This window comes from Mycetocola sp. JXN-3 (genome assembly GCF_014522285.1).
Classification (GTDB): Bacteria; Actinomycetota; Actinomycetes; order Actinomycetales; family Microbacteriaceae; genus Mycetocola; species Mycetocola saprophilus.
In genome coordinates, this window is the sequence record NZ_CP041635.1 from 2,524,737 (window position 1) to 2,543,309 (window position 18,573).

Below are 18,573 nucleotides of genomic sequence, written 5' to 3' on the forward strand. Positions count from 1 at the left end.
GCGGGCGGTTCGATTAGCGGGCGCTAGGCACCCACCGTTTCCAGGTCGGCATGCAGCGCCCGCACCAGCGGGTTGGCCGGGTCCTCGGCGGCTCGGGTGGCGAGCAGGTCGGCCGCGCGAGCGACGTCTCCGGCGAGAAGCGCGAGCTGGGCCTCCATCACGTCCAGGTGGTTGTCCTGGGTCTGCTGAACGTCCTCGTGGAAGATCAGCATCGAGGGCAGCGAGGTCGCGAAGTAGTCGATCTTCGCGACCCTGGTGCGGGTATCGGCCACATACTCGCCGAGTTCCCGGGTCAGCCGCTCGACCAGCGCGTCCTCGCCCAGGCGGCGGGCGGCGCGGATCGAGTAGTACGTCATCGGCGAGTGCGGCACCTCAAGCATCGTGGTGAAGTCCCCAGCGCTGTGGGCGGCGGTTGTCCAAGCCTCGGCGGCCGCGGAATCCTGCCCGGCGGCGGCGAGCGCGTCCCCGAGCGCCAGGTACAGGTCCGACCGGTTGGCCAGCGGATGCGGGGCCTCCCCGAGGTTCCCCGGCACCGTCACCACGCTGCGTAGTGCGGCCAACGCGGTTTCGCTGTCTCCCGCGGCGAGCGCCCGGGCGGCCACCGCGCGCTGAGCCAGCGACCAGACCCGGATCGTCTCGCCCTCGCCGCCCTCCCACGGGCTGAACTGGCGGGTGGACAACAGGGCGACGGCCTCATCGATCCGGTCCTCCAGCACCAGGAGTTCGGCATAGGCGAGGGCCAGGTCGTCGCGATCGCGGGCGGCCTCCCCCGCCGCGGCCAACGCATCCAGGCGCTCCGCGGTGGGGGTTCCCACCCGGCGGGCGAGCTGATCGGCCTCGAATCGCAGCTTGGGATCGGCGGGATCCGCGGCCACCGCCCGGGCGTAATACTCGACCGCGCGAGCGGGATCGCCCTGCACGTTGTGGGCCGCGAGTCCCAGCCCGCGCAGCACGACCGGATCCCCGGGCTGGATACGCTCGGCGTGCTCCAGCTCGGCGATGCCCTCGGCGTAGCGACGGTGGAAGTAGAGCCAGTGCGCAAGCAGGGTGTGGGCGCGGGCGTCATCGGTGGCGGCGATGCGGCGCTCCAGCAGCTGCGCGTCGGCGAGGGACGCGGCGAAGCAGCGATCCGCCGAGAGCGTGCGCGCCTCGGCGAGCGCCGCGGCGGCCTCCTCGGAACGGCCCAGCGATTCCAGCAGCTCGGCGCGATAGTAGGCGATCAGCACGGCCGGGTCTCCGGCCCCCTCGACCGGACGGACCCGGGCGGCGGTCTGTGCGGCCTCAAACACCCGCAGGGCATCCTCGGTGAGACCGAGCGCCGCGTATTCGCCGGCCACGTCGCGGAGGATGCCCGCGTCGCTCGGGCCGGACGACTCGGCGCGAGTGACAGAGCCGCCGGCAACACTCGGGTCGGAGGTCGCGGCGAGGCCGGTGACGGCATCCCCGGGCGACCGCGATTCGTTCTCCTCCAGGTCCCGCAGCCAGGCATCCAGCGGATCCAACGTCCGCGCCTCGGCCAGGACCGCGGCGGTCTGCCGATCCTCGCCGAGGGCCCGCAGCGCGAGCACCCGGAGGGCGAAGGCCTGCAAATTATCGGCGTCAAAGCGTGCGGCGATCTCGGCGTGCTCGCCAACATCGCTCCAGCGCGACGCCCGCGCGGCGATGCGGGCGCGCTGCAGGTGGGCGGCACTCCGCCAGGCAAAGTTCCAGGCGGCCTTGCCGAACGCCTCCTCGGCGTCGGTATCGCGGCCCTGGGCTACCAGGACCACGCCCAGCAGGTACAGCGCCTCCCCGTCGATCGGGTTGAGGTTCCGCCGGGTCTGGCGGGTGATCGCCGTGCGCAGGTAGTCCTCGGCCTCGGCCAGGCGGCCGGTGGTGAGGCGCAGGCTTGCCAGCGCGACGTTGCTACGGGCATCCAGCGGGTCGCGGCGCAGCACCTCCTGGAAGTAGGGCTCGGGTGAGCGGGTGGCGTGCCGGTTCTGGACCAGGTGCACGCCGGTCACATACAGCTCATCCACCGAGTCGATATCCGCGGGCACGGGCGGCTCGGTCGCGGTGTCGAAGCCGTCGGCGGAGGCATCACGGTACTCGGTCGAGGCCTCGAGGATGATCGCCCCGTCGGCGGAGGCATCGGCAGCGGCATCGGTCAGGATCAGGCGCAGGTCGCCCTCGACGGCGACCGGCACCCGGGTCAGCAGCGGGTGTCCGGGCTTCAGCGCGGTCTCGGTGGACCACAGCTCGGTGCCTTCGACGTCCACCAGGGCAATCCGAACGCGCTCACGCACGCCGGTGCTGGCAACACCGATGACGGCGTTGCGCTCGGCACCCTCCCCCTCGATGCTCAGTCGGATCGCCGCCTCGGTGTTCGCCTGAGTCAGCGGTCCGATGCCGTGATACGGGAACCAGAACTGGCTGAAGGTCTTGGTCTCCCCCGGGGTGAGGAAGGTGAAGTCGGGCTGGTTGTCGGTGTAGACCCCGGCCATCAGCTCCACATAGGGCTCGGAGTCGTCGCTGAGGTTGGCGTCCCAGGCGCGACCAAACGGCGCCGTTCCCCAGGTCCACTGCTTCTTGCCCGGCGACACGTGGTGGTCGGCGATGTGGGCGAAGCCGAGGCCGGTGTGGTGGTCATAGCCCCCGAAGAAGTCGTCCCCGCTGGCCACACACATATAGGAGGTGGGCACCGGGATGTTGCGATACCAGTCGATGCGGTCGGCGTCCTCGGCGATGAACTCGGGATCCCCGACCCGCGCCCGGGCCGCGTAGTCGATGCCGTAGTAGGGCTCGTCGGCGGCGGGGAACGCGGTGGCGGCGCGCTTGGCGTGGTCGGCAACCACGTGGGCGTCGGCGGGGAAGAAGGACTGATACTCATCGTGCACCCGCACCGCGACATTCGCCCACCAGAGGAAGGTCTGGGTGGTGTCGGTGCGGTTGAAGACGCGCACGCGCGCCTCGATGACCGCGCTGTCCGGGCGCAGCCGGATGCCGTGCATGCCCTTCATTCGGGCGAAGGGATCGTGGTCCGAGCACCAGACGGTAATCGAGCCATCTTCCTCGTGTTCGATGCTCCAGTCCATCGGCAGGAAGGTTCCCGGGCGGTGGTGCTGGGGCCAGTTGAACTCGATGCCGCCGGAAATCCAGGGGCCGGCCAGTCCTACCAGGGCGGGCTTGATCGCGTCGTTGCGATAGAACAGGTCCTTGCCGGTGAGCTTGTCCACGGCGATGTGGACGCGGCCGCCGAGCTCGGGCAGAATCACCAGGCGCAGATAGCGGTTTTCCAGGTGCAGGGCCTGCCAGGTTTCGGTGGTGGCCTCGTGGCTGACCGATTCGATGAAGGGTAGCGGATACACCCGCCCCGAGGATCCCTGGTAGACACGATTCTCCAGGAACGCGGGCAGGCGTTCGGGGGTTCCGGGCAGGTACGTGGGCAGCTCCACCGGCTCGCTCCATCCGGCAACCGCGGCACTGCGCTGGTCGGAGGGGATTTCGGGGAGGGGAAAGCGTGGGTTTGTGTGGCTCATACCCAGGAGATTAGGGCTCGAAGCGGGCAAAAAACATGCCCGTTCCAATGCGTTACCTGGACGATCCGCTGATTAGGTTTCCCCGCAACTCGGTATTCATCAACGGGAACCTGCGTGATTCAACGGCTAGCGCGGATTCTCTCCGAGATCCCGTCTACGGGTGGAAACCCGCTGCGGATCCACCCGCTCCCCCTCCGGGGTCACGTAGGCCAGCTCCACCGGCCGCTGATCATCCAGGGTATAGGCATCCACCCGACGACTGTTTTCCAGGGGCCGATTCTTGGCACCCCAGCCGGCGAGCGCGCTCACCAGCATATTGAACTCGCGTCCGGCCTCGGTCAGCACGTACTCGAAGCGCTCGCGCGAGCCTGGCTCCCGGTAGCCGTGGCGCTCCATGATTCCCTCATCCACGAGCTTGCCGAGACGGTCGGTGAGGATGTTCGGGGCAATGTGCAGGCCGTCGCGGAAGTCCGCAAAGCGGGTGGTCCCGCGCAGCAGGGCGCGGCGCAGGATGAGCATGGTCCAGCGATCACCGACGATTTCCAGGCTGCGGTGAACGGGGCACAGCTCGGGGTCGAGCGTGGGATCTGGGGACTGCGTGTGGCCGGTCATAACAAAAAGTTTACCCACCTGAGTTGCAAAAATCTACTTAGGTGATCTAGATTGTTTTTTACTACTCAGCACTCGTTTGTTAGGACACCATGCCCACCCTGTCATCCCGCGCCAGCTTCTGGACCGCGGCCGCCGTCGCGGCCCTCGCGCTCTGGTCCAGCGCCGCACCCACCCTCGCCTATCCGCTCTACGAGGCGCAGTGGGGCATCAGCTCCGCGGACGCCACCTGGATCTTCTCGGCCTACCCGGCCATGCTGATCGTGGTCTTGGTCCTCTTCGGCAACCTCTCCGACTACATCGGCCGCCGCAACACGATCCTGCTGGGCCTCGGGGCCCAGATCATCGGCACCCTGGTGTTCGCCTTCGCCCCGGGCTACGCCTGGCTGATCATCGCCCGGCTGTTCATCGGGGCCGGCGTCGGGTTGGCCCTCAGCCCGGCGAGCGTGGCGATGGTTGAGTTCGCGGCCCCGGGCAAGAAGGAGAGCGCGGGCTCGGTTACCACCACCGCGACCGCCGTGGGCCTCGCCCTCTCGACCCTGGTCGGCGGCGCGCTGATTCAGTACGCACCCCTGCCACTGCACCTCAACTTCTTTGTGCTGGCCGCGGTAACCCTGGTGGTCTTTGTCTTCGCGACCGCCCTCCCGCGCCACAACCCCGCCGAGCCCGCCGGACGCTGGCGGGTGCGCCCGATCGCGATCCCCCGAGGCTCGCGCAAGCTGTTTGGGATCGGGGCGATCACGATCAGCGCCGCCTACCTGTGCGGCGCGCTGATCCTCCCGCTGGGCGCACAGATCGCGCACACCCTGGCCGGCTCGAACAACGCCCTGGTCACCGGATCCCTGATGGCGATCTTCCCGGTCATGGTGGCCGCCGGATCCCTACTGACCCGCACCTGGCACGTGCGCTCGCTGACCTTCACCGCCGGAATCACCCTGATCATCGGGCTGTGGCTGTTTGATCTGACCGGCAGCGTCCCGAGCCTGGCCCTGTACTTTGTGGCCTCGGCCCTCGCCGGGCTCGGTTACGGTCTCTCGTTCACGGCCGGGCTGACCATCCTCACTCGCTTCGCCGCCCCCAAACACCGCGCCAGCATGGTCTCCGGTGGGTACCTGATCGGCTACGTCTTCCAGGGTGGCGCGGCCCCGATCCTCGGTGCGATCACCACCGGCTCGGGCATACGCACGGCGCTGCTGGTTGGCGCGGTCTCATACACGCTGATCTTCCTGGTCATGATGATCTCCGCCCGCCGCCTCACCACCCCCTCCCCCGAGGTGGCCGCCGCAGCCTAACCCGCACTCCACAATGGCCGCCGCTCCGAACGGAGCGGCGGCCATTTTCCCACCCTAGGCGGACTCGCGCAGAATCAGCCGGTGCTGCACCGAAACGTGCCGGGGCGAGCCGTTCTCGGTTCCGCTGTCGATGCGGTGCAGCAGGAGCTCTCCCGCCGCACGTCCGATCTCCTCAGCCGGGATACGCACGGTGGTCAGTGCGGGCGTGATGAGGCTCGCGGCATCGATGTCGTCCACGCCAATGATTGCGACGGCCTCGGCGGGCAGCCCCGCCTGACGCACCGCATCGACCGCGCCAATGGCCATCAGATCGTTGGCACAGAACACCGCAGTGGGGGCGGGATCCGCCGCCAGAAGCTCGGTCATCCGCGCAAAACCGCTGGCGCGAGACCAGTCCCCCTCGGCCAGATGCGCCACCGGAGCCTCCAGACCCGCGGCGCGCAGACCCGACTCGAATCCCGCCAGGCGCGGGGCCGCGGGAGGCTGCGAGCGCGGACCGGAAATGGTCGCGATGCGCGTATGCCCAGTCGAGGCCAGCCGGGCGACCGCGTCCTCGGCGATGCGCACATCGTCCGCAGTCACCCAGTCGATGTCGAGGTGCGAAACAAACGACCCCACCGCGACCACCGGAATCTGGGCGCGCAGCAGCGCCGACGTGTGCTCATCGATGTCGGCCACGGCCACCACCACGCCGTCGACCCGACGCTGAATGGCATCCTCGATGAAGGTGCCGATTGCCGCGGGACCGGCGTCCCCATCAAACAGCATCACCACGTGCCCACTCGCCGACACGGCCTTTTGTAGTCCCCGCGCCAGCGAGGGATAAAACGGATTCGTGATGTCCTGCGCGATCAGCGCAATGGTCGCGCTACGGTTACCGTTGAGCACCCGGGCGAAGAAATTGGGCTGAAAACCCAGCTCGGCCATGACCCGTTCCACCGTGCGCCGCGTGGCCGCCGAAACCGGACGCTTACTGGAGAGCACGTGTGAGACGGTGGTTTTACTCACCCCGGCCGCCGCCGCAACATCGGCGATGGTGACGATCGACCCGTCCGGCCGACGCGAATCCTTTGCCGATGTGTCCGCTGCGCTCATGCCCGTCCCTCCCCGAGGTCCCGCACGGAAGCACTCGGCAAACTAGTTTGTGATTTCGACGGTAGGGCACCGGGGCCGGGCACGTCAACTCGCGCCCGGCCCCGGTGCGCCCACTACTTGATCGCGCCGCGCATCACCCCGCCAATGATCCAGCGTTGGAAGATCAGGTAGATGATCAGCATCGGAGTCAGCGCGAGGATATAGGACGAGAACGCCAGGTTGTACTGCGTGGTGAACTGTCCCTGGAACACATTTTGCACCAGCGGAAGGGTGAAGCTTCCCTGATCGCTCAGCATCACGAGCGGGAGCAGGAAGTCATTCCATACCCAGAGCCCGGTCAGGATTGCCACGGTGGCATTCACCGGTCCCAGCAGCGGGAAGATCACCTTCCAGAAGGTTGTGAACGGCCCAGCCCCGTCGATCATCGCGGCCTCCTCCAACTCCACCGGCACCGTGGAGAGGTACCCCACGTACAGCAGCACATTGAAGGAGAGGTTGTAGACCACGTAAAGAATGATCAGACCCACTAGGTTATCGAGCCCCAGGAACGCCATCTCCTTCACCAGCGGCAGCATCACGATGGGGAACGGGATAAACAGCGCGGTGAGGAAGTAGATGAAGATGCCCTTGTACAGGCGCTTATGCAGGTTGCGCGCAATCGCGTAGCCGACCATGGAGTTGGTCACAATGACGATTCCCACCGAGAACACCGTCACCAGCAGGCTGTTCCCCAGCGCCCCGAAGAAGTTGGTCATCTGAATGGCCTGGGCAAAGTTTCCCCACTCCCAGTGCTGCGGCAATGCCCAGAGATTTCCGCGCATTTCACTCGGAGTCTTGAGTGCGGTGACTACGGTGAAGTACATCGGGACGGCGATGGTGAGGGCACCGATGGCCAGCAGACCGGTCATCAACCAGCTGGAGATTTTGCTCGCTCGCGTCGAGTTCATGAGGCACGTCCCTTCGGGCGCAGAATGCGAAGCTGGAACAGAGAGAGCACGGCGATGACCACAAAGTAGATCACGGCGTTGGCCGACTGATATCCAAACTCGCCGCCGGCAAAACCGGCCTTGTAGATGAGGAAGGAAATGGACTGGGTGGAGGTTCCCGGGCCGCCGGCGGTCAACGCGACGATCTGGTCAAACACCTGCAGGAAGTCTTTGAAGCTCAGCACCATATTGATCACGAAGAACGCGGTGATCAGCGGGAAGGTGATGCTCCAGAAGCGTTTCCAGGCCCCCGCCCCGTCGAGCAGCGCAGCCTCAACAACCTCCTCGGGAATGGTCTGTAGACCGGCAATATAGATCACAGTGGTGGTGGCACAGGCCTTCCACACGCTGACAACCACGATGCCAATCCACGCGGTGTCCTCACTGCCGAGAATGTTGGTGGCGAGCCCGGGGATCCCCAGGGCCTCACCAATCTGCGGCAGCCCGGAGGAGAAGATCGTGTTGAAGATGTAGCTCACCACGATCACCGAGAGCACGGCGGGGAAGAAGTACACGCTGCGCATGAACGAGCGGAATTTGATGTTTGCACTCAGTGCGAGTGCCAGCAGAATACTGATGATGTTGACGGCGATGGTCGAGACAATCGCAAACTGGAAGGTGAAGAGATAGCTGTGCAGGATGTCGGCATCACCGAACAGGCGCACATAGTTATCCAGGCCCACAAAATTCCACTTGCCGTATCCGCGGCTATTGGTGAAGGAGTAGAACACGCCCTGGATGGTGGGGATGGTGTTGAACACAAAGAAGAGAACAACGGCCGGCAGCGCCATGATTAGCGCGGCCCGAGAGCTCGTTTTCATCGTTAAACCCTTTCTGGGTGGGCACGCGCCCTAGTTACCGGGCCGAAGTCCGTAGGTGGCGAAGTCCCTGTCGAGCGCACGGAGGAAGGCGGTCTGCTTGCCGGAGTTGAGGTAGGTCCAGGTGATCGCGCGATAGTTGGTGCCGCCGAAAAAGTACCCGTCGGAGTACGTTGCGGTTTTGCGCGTATCAATCCACTCGGTCTTGAGCTGCTCCATGAGCGGATCGTCCGAGCTCACGTCTCCGCGCACGGAAAAGAGCGACTGCCCGTCCGCGTAGGTCTTCTGAGCCGGGGCACTCAACAGGAAGTCCAGGAACTCCTGGGCCTCCACCGGGTGCTTCGTATCACTCGAGATCGAGAGGAAGGAGTCGGGACCGGCTGGTGCCTTTGTCTCGGCGGCGGGGTCCGGGCTCGGCATCACAAACACACCAAACTTCAGATCGGGGTTGGACTGCCGAATGGTGGGGATCGCCCAGGTGCCATCCACGTACATCGCGCTGTCACCGTTGGCGAAGTTCGCGAGCGAGGTGTCGTAGTTCGCACCCCAGGGGTCCGGCTGGGCAAACTTCTTGAGATCCAGCATTGCCGCGGTCGCGATCTTCCACTGCGGTTGAGTCTCAAACGTGGTCTTACCCTGCTGCAACTGGGCCAGAAGATCCACCGGTTTCCCCGAGGCCACCACGGAGTTCACCAGCGCCATCGAGCTCCAGTTGTCCTTCCAGCCAAAGCTAAAGGGCACACCGTGCGCGTCCTTGATCACCTGCGCGTTGTGGATGAACTCGGCCCAGGTGGTGGGCACGGAGAGACCGTACTTGTTGTACTCATCCACGTTGTAAAACACCGTCTGGGCGTTGGTGGCCCACGGCACCGCGAGGTCCTGTTTCGTCTGGCCGGCCTCCCGCATGTACTCGAGCGAGGAGGTGTCCGAGACGGCGGCGAACGCCTCGGTCTTGGAGAGGTCTTTGAGGACCTCTGCCTGCGCCAGATCGTAGTAGGCGCTCACGTTCAGCGCGATGAGGTCCGGCGGATTTTCCTTGGCCAGGCGCGACTTCAGCACGGTCACCGAGTCCTGCACCGAGGTCTGAATCACCCGGATCTTCGGGTGGGTCTTTTCAAACTCGGCGATCAGCTTATTGACGGTACCGATGGCCTCGGTCTTGTTCTGGAACAGCTCGATGGTGGTTTTGCCCGCACCCTCCGGGTCGGTGCTGCAGGCGCTGAGCGGCACAATAATCGCGGCGGCCGCAGCGAGTGCGAGGGTGCCGCGCCAGAGTGCGCGGCGGCTCATCGGAGTGCTCCGCGGGGACATACTCGACCTCGAGGGGTCGACAAAGTGGTGAGCATCATTGCCCTTCGTTCTCAAAGAGGTGTTACGGGGAGACCAGGCGCTCGCGAAAGAGCGCGTGGAAGCCAGGCACATCGGTGTCCGTGGCGGCGGCGAAACGGGCTCGGCCGGTGGGTGGGCCGGTTTCGTCGGAGGCGATAAGGGGAAGCTGGGTGAGCGAGTTGCCGGTAGAATCCACCGAAACCCGCTGCGGGGTGAAGTGACAGGTGTCCGGGCGGATTAGCGCGGCGATTACCAGCGGATCATGGAGAAGGCAGGGCTCGCCGGGCTCGCCAAACGCGCCCCGCGCGAGGACGTCCAGCCACCCGTCAATGCGGTCGGCGAGCCAGGCCACGCGGCTTCCGGCGGGCGCCGCGGAGCGGAGGTCTTCCGCGTCGGCGCGGGTGAGGAATACACGGCTGGTCTGGTCGATCCCGATAGCACGGAGGGGGATCCCCGCGGCCAGCACCTCGGCGAAGGCATCGGGGTCAACCGCGACGTTGAAGTCGGCACTAACCTCGATCCCGGGGATGATGTATCCGGTGGCGTTTCCCGCCATCGTGACGATTTCACGCACGTTGTGCGCGAACGCCGGGTCGGTATGGATTGCCCGGGCGATGTTTGTCAGCGGACCGATGGCCGCGATGGTGATCTCCCCCGGTCGTTCGGCAACACGCTCGACCAGCCAGCGCGCGGCGTCCCCGTCCGATGGGACCCCGTCGAGGACGGATTCACGCTCGGTCGGGTCCTGTCCAAACAACGCCCACACCTCGCTCATCTCCCGCTTGAGGGGGCGGTCTGCCCCGGCGATCACGGGAATGTCGGGACGGCCGAGGCGACGCAGCAGCGCCTCGCTCAGCCGGTGGGCGCTGCCACCGCCAACGTTGCCGTTGACGGTGGTCAGGCCCAGGACCTCAAGCTCGGGTGAGGCCAGTGCGAGCGCTACCGCCAGGCCGTCATCGATGACGCTACCGGGGTCGCCGAGCCCCAGGTCGGTATCGATGATCAGCGGGAGCGGGTTCATCCCCGGCTACCCAGCTGAGCGCGTACCGCCAGGGTGCGGGCGGCGAGGTCGTCCACGGTGATGGAGTCGAAGCCGCCCACGGCGCTTCGAACGTGCACGTGGGTGGTACCCACGAGTTCGGCGGGAATCGAGGCGACCCCGTGCAGGGCTCCGTACACGCTGCCCACGGTAGCACCGTTGGAATCGGTGTCGTTTCCGCCGGCAATCGTCTTGGCCACGGCGTCGGTGAAGGTGGTACCCCAGAGCAGGCCCGCGGCGATAATAGCTGCGTTGTTGATCGTGTGCACCCAGTTGTAGTGACCCAGGTGCAGGGCGATCCAGGCCAGCGCCTCGTCGTGATCCGCACCGCTCGCGTGCAGATCGAGAATGCCCCGGGTGGCCTCGGCGAGGCGAGAACCGGCCGGAACCACGGCCTGGGCCGACTCCAGCGCGGTACGCGCATCCGCGGTAGCAAACGCGGCCGCCACGAGTGCCGCCGCCCACTGCTCACCGTAGATGCCGTTCTTGACGTGGCTGAGGCGGGCGTCCACCAGCGCGGCGCGGGCCGCTGCGGCGGGGTTTCCCGGGTGAATGTAGCCGAAGAAGTCGCCGCGGATGAGCGCGCCAATCCACTCACGGTAGGGGTTCACGTGGGTCGCGGTTTCGCTCAGCGGACGGCCCTGAATGAGGTTGCGATACGCGGCGCGCTCGGCCGTGAACGTCTGGGTGAAGGGCAGACGGTCGAGCCACTCGCGGGCGATGTCCTCCGTGGTGAGTGCGCTGCCGTAGCGCTCGTGCAGGAACAGCGCGAGGATGGTCCAGTCGATGTCGTCATCGCGCGGCACATCAGTGAAGGTTCCCGCTGCGGATTCCGGGGCCGAGGGGTGCAGCGGCCCGACGCCGGCGGGGTGGGGTTCCACGAGGTTGACGTAGCCGGTCTGTGGCCAGTCGCCGCCGGCGGTGAGGTAGGTGCGAACGTCCTCCGGGCTCATTCCCTCAACGGGCTTGCCCATCGTGTTTCCGACCGTACGGCCCAGCCAGGCACCGCGGAGGCGCTCGGGGATCTCGGCCTCCGCGATCGGCAGCGCGGGGGCGGAGTCGGCGAGGGCCAGCAGCTCGTCCTCATCGTCCGGCTCAACGTAGGTCCAGCTGTTCGAGAGCGGCAGGGACGCGAGGGCATCGGCAATGGCGGCGAGCGCGTCGAGGTCGTTCGCGGCTGCGGCGGCGCGGGCGTCGGTTTCACGGGTGCCCACGTCGTAGCCGCTGTGCGCGCGCTGCTCGGCCTCGTCGAGGACGAGGTCGCGGGGGTCCAGAACATCATGCATGTGTGCTCCTTGAAGAGTGTGTGGATGCGCAACCGGTTTGCATTCATGGCACCTGCGCCACCTCATATTTCCAGAATTACTCCTGAAATACTCACAAATCAACACCGATAAATGTTTGCAAACCGATTTGCGTTTTGCAAACATAACATACACGGTCGCACCGCGCTAGTTGAAAATCATCTCCGGAAAACACAAGCGACCATCCCACCCGATTGGGTGGGATGGTCGCTTGTGGTATCGCGCAGGCTTAGCCGCGGGCGGCCACCAGGGCGGCGGTGAGCTCCTCGATCTTGATCGGGGTACGCTCGCCGGTGCGACGGTCCCACAGCTCGGCTTCGCCGTCGGCAACGCCGCGGCCGAAGATCACGATGGTGGGGACGCCCAGCAGCTCGGCGTCGCCGAACTTGACGCCCGGGGACACCTTGGGTCGGTCGTCGTAGAGCACGTCGAAGCCGTGCTTTTCCAGGTCGGCCACGGCGGTCTCGGCGGCGTCGAAGACGGCCGCGTCCTTACCGGTGGCGATGATGTGCAGGTCGAACGGGGCGATCTCCGGGGTCCAGGCGAGGCCCTTATCATCGGAGTTCAGCTCGGCCAGCAGGGCCAGGGCACGGGTCACACCGATGCCGTAGGAACCCATGGTGACGGTCACCAGCTTGCCGTTTTCGTCGAGCACCTTGAGGCCCAGGGCCTCGGCGTACTTGCGACCAAGCTGGAAGACGTGACCGATCTCCACACCGCGAGCGAGCTCGACCGGACCGGAGCCGTCGGGTGCGGGGTCGCCGGCGAGAACCTGGGCGGCCTCGATGGTGCCGTCGGCGGTGAAGTCGCGGCCGGCGACCAGGCCGAACACGTGCTTTCCGGCCTCGTTGGCACCGGTGATCCAGCTGGTGCCGGACACCACACGGGGGTCCAGCAGGTAGCGGATCTTGGTGGCGGATTCCTCACCGAGCACGGCACCGGCGGGCGACCACGGGCCGATGTAACCCTTGACCAGGCCCGGGTTCTTGGCGAAGTCCTCGGCCTCGGCGGGGTCAACATCGGCGGGGGCCACGGCCACCTCGACACGCTTGAGGTCCACGTCGCGGTCGCCGGGCAGACCGATCACGAGCAGCTCGGTCGAGCCGTCGAGGTTGGTGAGCTTGAGCACGACGTTCTTCAGGGTGTCGGCGGCGGTCCACTCACGGCCATCGGCACGGGGGTGGTCGGCGTTGGCGGCGGCCACGAGCTTCTCGATGGTCTCGCTGTCCGGGGTGTCAAACACCGAGGCGGCGGGCTGACCCTCGATCGCGATCTCGGCGGGCACCTCGGTGACGTAGGCTTCGACGTTCGCGGCGTACCCACCGGCGGAACGGACGAAGGTGTCCTCACCGATCACGGTCGGGTGCAGGAACTCCTCGGAGCGCGAGCCACCCATCGCACCGGCGTCGGCCTTCACGATGACGTATTCGAGTCCCAGGCGGGTGAAGATGCGCTCATAGGCGTCACGCTGCACCTGGTAGCTGGCCTCGAGGCCGGCGTCGGTGTGGTCGAAAGAGTAGGCATCCTTCATCGTGAACTCACGGCCGCGCAGCAGGCCGGCGCGGGGCCGTGCCTCGTCGCGGTACTTGTCCTGGATCTGGTACAGGGTGACCGGGAGGTCCTTATAGGAGCCGTAAAGGTCCTTGACCAGCGCGGTGAAGGCCTCCTCGTGGGTCGGAGCGAGGAGCATGTCGGTGCCCTTGCGGTCCTTCAGGCGGAACAGGTTCTCGCCGTACTCGTTCCAGCGACCGGTCGCCTCGTACAGCTCGCGCGGCAGCAGCGCGGGGAAGTGCACCTCGTGGGCACCGGCGGCGGCCATCTCCTCGCGGACGATCGCCTCAACCTTCGCCTTTACCTTGAGCCCCAGTGGCAGCCAGGCGAAGATGCCCGGAGCCTGGCGTCGGATATATCCGGCGCGCACTAGCAGTCGATGGCTCTTCACCTCCGCATCGGAGGGGTCTTCACGGAGCGTACGAAGGAAATAGTTTGAAAGTCGCGTAACCACGTTCCCATGCTAGCGCGCCGGGCCGCGCTCCGGGTCCGGTGTTTCCTCAAAACTACAAAACCCGCGCCCTCCTCGGAGGGCGCGGGTTTTGTGATGACGAGGGAGGGTTAGCCCTTGGGGCCCACCATGACCTGCACGTTACCGGTGCCGCCGCCCTCGGCCACCGGCATTGCGGCGGCGAGGCGGTTGGCCTCCTCGATCAGGGTCGGGACGATGAGCGCCTCGGGCACGGTCTTGATGACCTCACCCTTGACGAAGATCTGGCCCTTGCCGTTACCGGAGGCGACGCCGAGGTCCGCCTCGCGAGCCTCACCGGGACCGTTCACGACGCAGCCCATGACGGCCACGCGCAGCGGAACGCTCATGTCCTTCAGGCCCTCGGTGACCTGCTCGGCGAGCGTGTAGACGTCCACCTGGGCACGGCCACAGCTCGGGCAGGAGACGATCTCCAGCTTGCGCTCGCGCAGGTTCAGCGACTGCAGGATCTGCAGACCCACCTTGACCTCCTCGGCCGGCGGGGCCGACAGCGAGACGCGGATGGTGTCGCCGATGCCCTCACCCAGCAGGATGCCGAACGCGGTCGCGGACTTGATGGTGCCCTGGAAGGCGGGTCCGGCCTCGGTCACACCGAGGTGCAGCGGCCAGTCGCCCCGCTCCGCCAGCAGGCGGTAGGCCTTGACCATGACGATCGGGTCGTTGTGCTTGACCGAAATCTTGAAGTCGTGGAAGTCGTGCTCCTCGAAGAGGCTGGCCTCCCATACGGCCGACTCCACGAGCGCCTCGGGGGTGGCCTTGCCGTACTTCTGCAGCAGGCGCGGGTCGAGCGATCCGGCGTTCACACCGATCCGCAGCGAAACCCCGGCGGCCTTGGCGCGACGGGCGATCTCGCCCACCTGGTCGTCAAACTTCCGGATGTTACCCGGGTTCACGCGAACCGCGGCGCACCCGGCGTCGATGGCCTGGTACACGTAGTTCGGCTGGAAGTGAATGTCCGCGATGACCGGAATCTGCGATTTCATCGCGATGATCGGCAGCGCCGCGGCGTCGTCCCGGCTCGGCACGGCGACCCGCACGATGTCGCATCCGCTCGCGGTGAGCTCGGCGATCTGCTGCAGGGTTGCGTTGATATCGGTTGTCGGAGTTGTGGTCATCGACTGGACGCTCACCTGAGCGTCACCGCCCACGAGGACCTTACCGACCTTGATCTGCCGCGACTTGCGTCGCGGAGCGAGGGTTTCGGGAACCTTGGGAAGACCTAGATTAATTGCAGCCACGTCGATATCTTACGCCCTCACCCCCGTCAAACTCCCGGATGGCACTCAGCTTGGGGCCACGATCGCACGCCCAGAGCGAACGATCGGTATGCAAACCCGGGGTTAGAAACGAACCGGGTTGACCAGGTCGGCGAACACCAGCAGCACCGTCATCACCAGGAAGATCCCGGCCACGGCCATGGTCAGCGGCATCAGCTTGGCCGCATCCACGGGTCCGGGATCCGGTCGGCCAAATAGCTTGGCGATGCGACGACGCAACCCCTCCCAGAGGGCGGCGGCCACGTGGCCACCATCCAGCGGCGTCAGCGGGATCAGGTTGAACGCAAACAGCGCGACGTTCAGCGAGCCCAGCAGGTTGAAAACGAAGGCCGCCTTATTACTGTCGGTGATGTTGTGATTCGAGACCACCTCACCGGCGATCCGGCCCACACCCACCACGCTCAGCGGACCGTTGGGGTCACGCTCGCCACCACCGAATGCGGCCACGGCCACGTCGTAGAGACGCTGCGGCAGGTGCACAATCGTGTTGGCCACGGCCCCGATGTTGTTGCCGATCAGCGGGAACACATCCCCGAAGGAGCCCTGCACGGTCTCGGTGCCCGGGCCGATGCCCACAAACCCGACCTCCTCGGTCTTGTACTTCCCATCGGCCTCCTTGACCGGGCGGTTCTGGGCATCCACCACATAGCGCTTGGTCAGCAGGGGGGTGAGCTTGAGGGTTTCCTCGGCACCCTTGCGCTCCACCACCAGGTTGAGGGTCTTGCCCGGGGACACCCGGATGATCTCGGTGGCCTGGGTCCAGGAGGTGATCGCGGTGCCGTCCAGCGACACCAGCTTGTCCCCGGGCTTGAGCCCGGCCTCGGCACCGGGCGACGGGGCCGAATCCGGACCACACTCGGTGGCCGTGGACCCGGCGGGCACCACGCAGGCATTGACGGTTTCGATCGTGGTGGAGGACTGCGGCAGTCCGAAACCCATCACCACGATCGACATAAACAGCACCGCCAGGAACAGGTTCATCAGCGGACCACCCAGCATGATGATGATCCGCTTCCAGACCGGCAGGCGGTAGAACGCGCGGTGGTCCTCCCCCTCGCCGATGGTCTCGGCGCTGGAATCGCGGGCGTCCTGGACCAACTGATCAAAGAAGCGGCGGCGTCCGTCGGGCACCGTAGCGTCGGCGGGCAGGTTCGCCTGGGCGAGCTCCTCGGCCGAAGGCGTCACGGTATCCGCGGCGGTCTGATCGTCGAGTTCGGTCTCGCCGTGGCCGCGGCGCAGAGTGGGCCGCTCATCCGAGAGGGTCTGCAGGAAGCCGGTGGTCGAGTCGCGGACGTTGCCATCCTTGCCGGGCGGGAACATCCCGATCATCGAGATGTAACCACCCAGGGGCAGCATCTTGACGCCGTACTCGGTCTCGCCCTTCTTGCGCGACCAGATGGTCTTGCCAAAGCCCACCATGTACTGGGTCACCTTGACCCCGAACAGCTTCGCGGGCAGCAGGTGGCCGACCTCGTGGAGACCGATCGAGATCGCGAGACCGATCAGGATCACCACGATGCCAAGGATGTAGAGCAAGACCGTAATCACCAGATAACCCTACCCCGCACAGCGCTGGGAAAACCTGGATGATCGGCTGTGCGTTCCTTATGCACACACTTTCGATCCGGGTCGCGGACCGGACGCCCCCGCATTCGGCGAGCGCCCGCGCGAAATCGCCCGCGCGTGAGACGATAGACGGGTGAGACCCCAACAGCGTGTATCCCTGCCACTGACCGAACTCCTGAGCGAGATTGTGACCCTCGTGCCCGGCGAACCCGGCCCCGATGATCACGGCGGCGAGATCAGCGCGCGCGGCGTGAGCATGTCCGCCGCCGAGGTCGAGCCCGGAGACCTGTTCCTCGGTGTACCCGGGGCACGATTCCACGGGGCGGCCTTCGCCGATCAGGCACGCGAGCGCGGGGCCGTGGCGATTCTCACCGATGCGGCCGGCGCGGCCCTGGTGCGGGAGAAGAACGTGGACCTGCCGCTGCTGGTGACCACCGAGAACCCCCGCTCCTTCGCCGGTAAGCTCGCCGGACGCGTGTACGGCACCGCGGATCTGCACGCGCTCACCCTGGGCATCACCGGAACCAACGGCAAAACCTCCACCGCCCACTTCCTCGACGCGATCATGCGCCAGCTGGGTCTGATCACCGGACTCAGCTCGACCGCCGAGCGCCGCATCGGCGATCAGGCGGTCATCAGCCACCTCACCACCCCCGAGGCACCCGAGGTGCACGCGCTGCTGGGCACGATGATCGAGGCCGGCGTGGATGCGGCGATCATCGAGGTGTCCGCGCACGCACTCACCCGGCACCGCATCGACGGCGTGCACTTTGACGTGGTGGGCTTCACCAACCTCAGCCACGACCACCTCGATGACTACGGCACGATGGACAACTACCTCGCCGCCAAGCAGGAGCTCTTCACCCCCGAGTATGCGCGCCGCGCGGTGGTCTGCCTGGACACCCCGGCGGGCCTCGCTGTGCGTGATGGCGCGCGAATCCCGGTCACCACGATCGGCACCACCGGAGTCCTGGCCCCAGGTATCGTGGCCGACTGGATGGTCACCATCGAGAACGAAAACCCGCGCTTTACCGAGTTCCGGGTGGACCACCCGGCCCTCGGCGCGCTGCGCACCCGTATTCCGCTGATCGGTGCCCATATGGCCTCCAACGCCGGCCTGGCCATCGCGATGCTCGCCGAGGCCGGGCTGTCGCTCGCCACGATCGGCAGCGCGCTGGCCGCCGATGGTCAGATCAACGCCCAGCTGCCCGGCCGCCTGGTGCGAGTCTCGGGCGAGAGCGGACCCACCGTGTTTGTGGATTCGGGGCACACCCCCGATGCGATCGAAAAGTCGCTGCATGCGGTTCGTCAGGTCACCGCGGGCAAGGTCATCATGATCGCCGGGGCCGATGGAGACCGCGATGCCAGCAAGCGCGGCGATATGGGGGCCGCGGCCGCCGACGGCAGCGACCTGCTGATCATCACCGACCATCACAGCCGCCTGGAGAACCCGGGCGAGATTCGCGCGGCGCTGATCGCCGGGGCGCGTACCCGGGTAACCGCCGACCGCATTCTCGAGGTTCCCAACCCCGAAAAGGCGATTCGCGCGGCGGTCGAGCGAGCGGGCGCCACCGACACGATCCTCTGGTGCGGGCTGGCCTCCCAGGACTACCGCGATGTGGACGGCGTGGAACGTCCCTTCGACGTGGCCGAGGAGGCGCGTCAGGCCCTGCGCGAGCACGGCTACGGCGCCTAGTAC

13 protein-coding genes are annotated in these 18,573 nt (G+C 66.5%); 2 read left to right on the forward strand and 11 right to left on the reverse strand.

Going from position 1 to position 18,573, the window contains the following annotated elements; translation table 11 throughout:
- Window positions 1-23 precede the first annotated feature (23 nt).
- Window positions 24-3,518: a DUF5107 domain-containing protein gene (locus C7C57_RS11480; RefSeq protein ID WP_187976531.1), complete on the reverse strand. Its 3,495-nt coding sequence runs from the start codon at window positions 3,516-3,518 to the stop codon at window positions 24-26.
- Between the two features lie 126 nt (window positions 3,519-3,644).
- Window positions 3,645-4,130 carry a helix-turn-helix domain-containing protein gene (locus C7C57_RS11485; protein ID WP_187976532.1) on the reverse strand — a complete coding sequence of 162 codons (486 nt, stop codon included), beginning with the start codon at window positions 4,128-4,130 and terminating at the stop codon, window positions 3,645-3,647.
- Window positions 4,131-4,219: 89 nt separating this feature from the next.
- Between C7C57_RS11485 and C7C57_RS11490 the strand changes: the two genes are divergently transcribed.
- Window positions 4,220-5,419: an MFS transporter gene (locus tag C7C57_RS11490; RefSeq protein WP_187976533.1), complete on the forward strand. Its 1,200-nt coding sequence runs from the start codon at window positions 4,220-4,222 to the stop codon at window positions 5,417-5,419.
- A 54-nt stretch (window positions 5,420-5,473) separates the two neighbouring features.
- Here C7C57_RS11490 and C7C57_RS11495 read toward each other — a convergent pair whose 3' ends face one another.
- The 9 genes from C7C57_RS11495 to C7C57_RS11535 all read right to left on the reverse strand — a co-directional run bounded on the left by C7C57_RS11495 (window position 5,474) and on the right by C7C57_RS11535 (window position 16,856).
- Window positions 5,474-6,514, reverse strand: a complete 1,041-nt coding sequence (locus C7C57_RS11495) for a LacI family DNA-binding transcriptional regulator (RefSeq protein WP_187976534.1) — start codon at window positions 6,512-6,514, stop codon at window positions 5,474-5,476.
- Between the two features lie 113 nt (window positions 6,515-6,627).
- Entirely contained in the window at window positions 6,628-7,461 is an 834-nt protein-coding gene (locus C7C57_RS11500) for a carbohydrate ABC transporter permease (protein ID WP_187976535.1), read from the reverse strand.
- Window positions 7,458-8,321 carry a carbohydrate ABC transporter permease gene (locus C7C57_RS11505; RefSeq protein ID WP_255505668.1) on the reverse strand — a complete coding sequence of 288 codons (864 nt, stop codon included), beginning with the start codon at window positions 8,319-8,321 and terminating at the stop codon, window positions 7,458-7,460. Before C7C57_RS11505 ends, C7C57_RS11500 begins: the two co-directional genes overlap by 4 nt.
- A gap of 30 nt (window positions 8,322-8,351) precedes the next feature.
- Window positions 8,352-9,608, reverse strand: a complete 1,257-nt coding sequence (locus C7C57_RS11510) for an ABC transporter substrate-binding protein (protein WP_187976536.1) — start codon at window positions 9,606-9,608, stop codon at window positions 8,352-8,354.
- Window positions 9,609-9,690: 82 nt separating this feature from the next.
- The gene (locus C7C57_RS11515; RefSeq protein WP_187976537.1) at window positions 9,691-10,668 is read right to left on the reverse strand and encodes a nucleoside hydrolase; all 978 of its coding nucleotides are present in this window, start codon (window positions 10,666-10,668) and stop codon (window positions 9,691-9,693) included.
- Window positions 10,665-11,972 carry an ADP-ribosylglycohydrolase family protein gene (locus C7C57_RS11520; protein WP_187976538.1) on the reverse strand — a complete coding sequence of 436 codons (1,308 nt, stop codon included), beginning with the start codon at window positions 11,970-11,972 and terminating at the stop codon, window positions 10,665-10,667. The genes C7C57_RS11515 and C7C57_RS11520 overlap by 4 nt, the downstream gene beginning before the upstream one ends.
- Window positions 11,973-12,219: 247 nt before the next feature.
- Window positions 12,220-13,995: a proline--tRNA ligase gene (locus tag C7C57_RS11525; RefSeq protein ID WP_187976539.1), complete on the reverse strand. Its 1,776-nt coding sequence runs from the start codon at window positions 13,993-13,995 to the stop codon at window positions 12,220-12,222.
- A gap of 107 nt (window positions 13,996-14,102) precedes the next feature.
- Window positions 14,103-15,269, reverse strand: a complete 1,167-nt coding sequence (ispG, locus tag C7C57_RS11530; RefSeq protein WP_030142907.1) for a flavodoxin-dependent (E)-4-hydroxy-3-methylbut-2-enyl-diphosphate synthase — start codon at window positions 15,267-15,269, stop codon at window positions 14,103-14,105.
- Window positions 15,270-15,371: 102 nt separating this feature from the next.
- Window positions 15,372-16,856 (reverse strand): RIP metalloprotease, encoded by a 1,485-nt coding sequence (locus C7C57_RS11535; protein WP_187976540.1) that lies wholly within the window; start codon window positions 16,854-16,856, stop codon window positions 15,372-15,374.
- A 151-nt stretch (window positions 16,857-17,007) separates the two neighbouring features.
- Here C7C57_RS11535 and C7C57_RS11540 point away from each other — a divergent pair, with 151 nt between their 5' ends.
- Window positions 17,008-18,570, forward strand: coding sequence for a Mur ligase family protein (locus tag C7C57_RS11540; protein ID WP_187976541.1), 1,563 nt, complete (start codon window positions 17,008-17,010; stop codon window positions 18,568-18,570).
- Window positions 18,571-18,573: the final 3 nt, after the last annotated feature.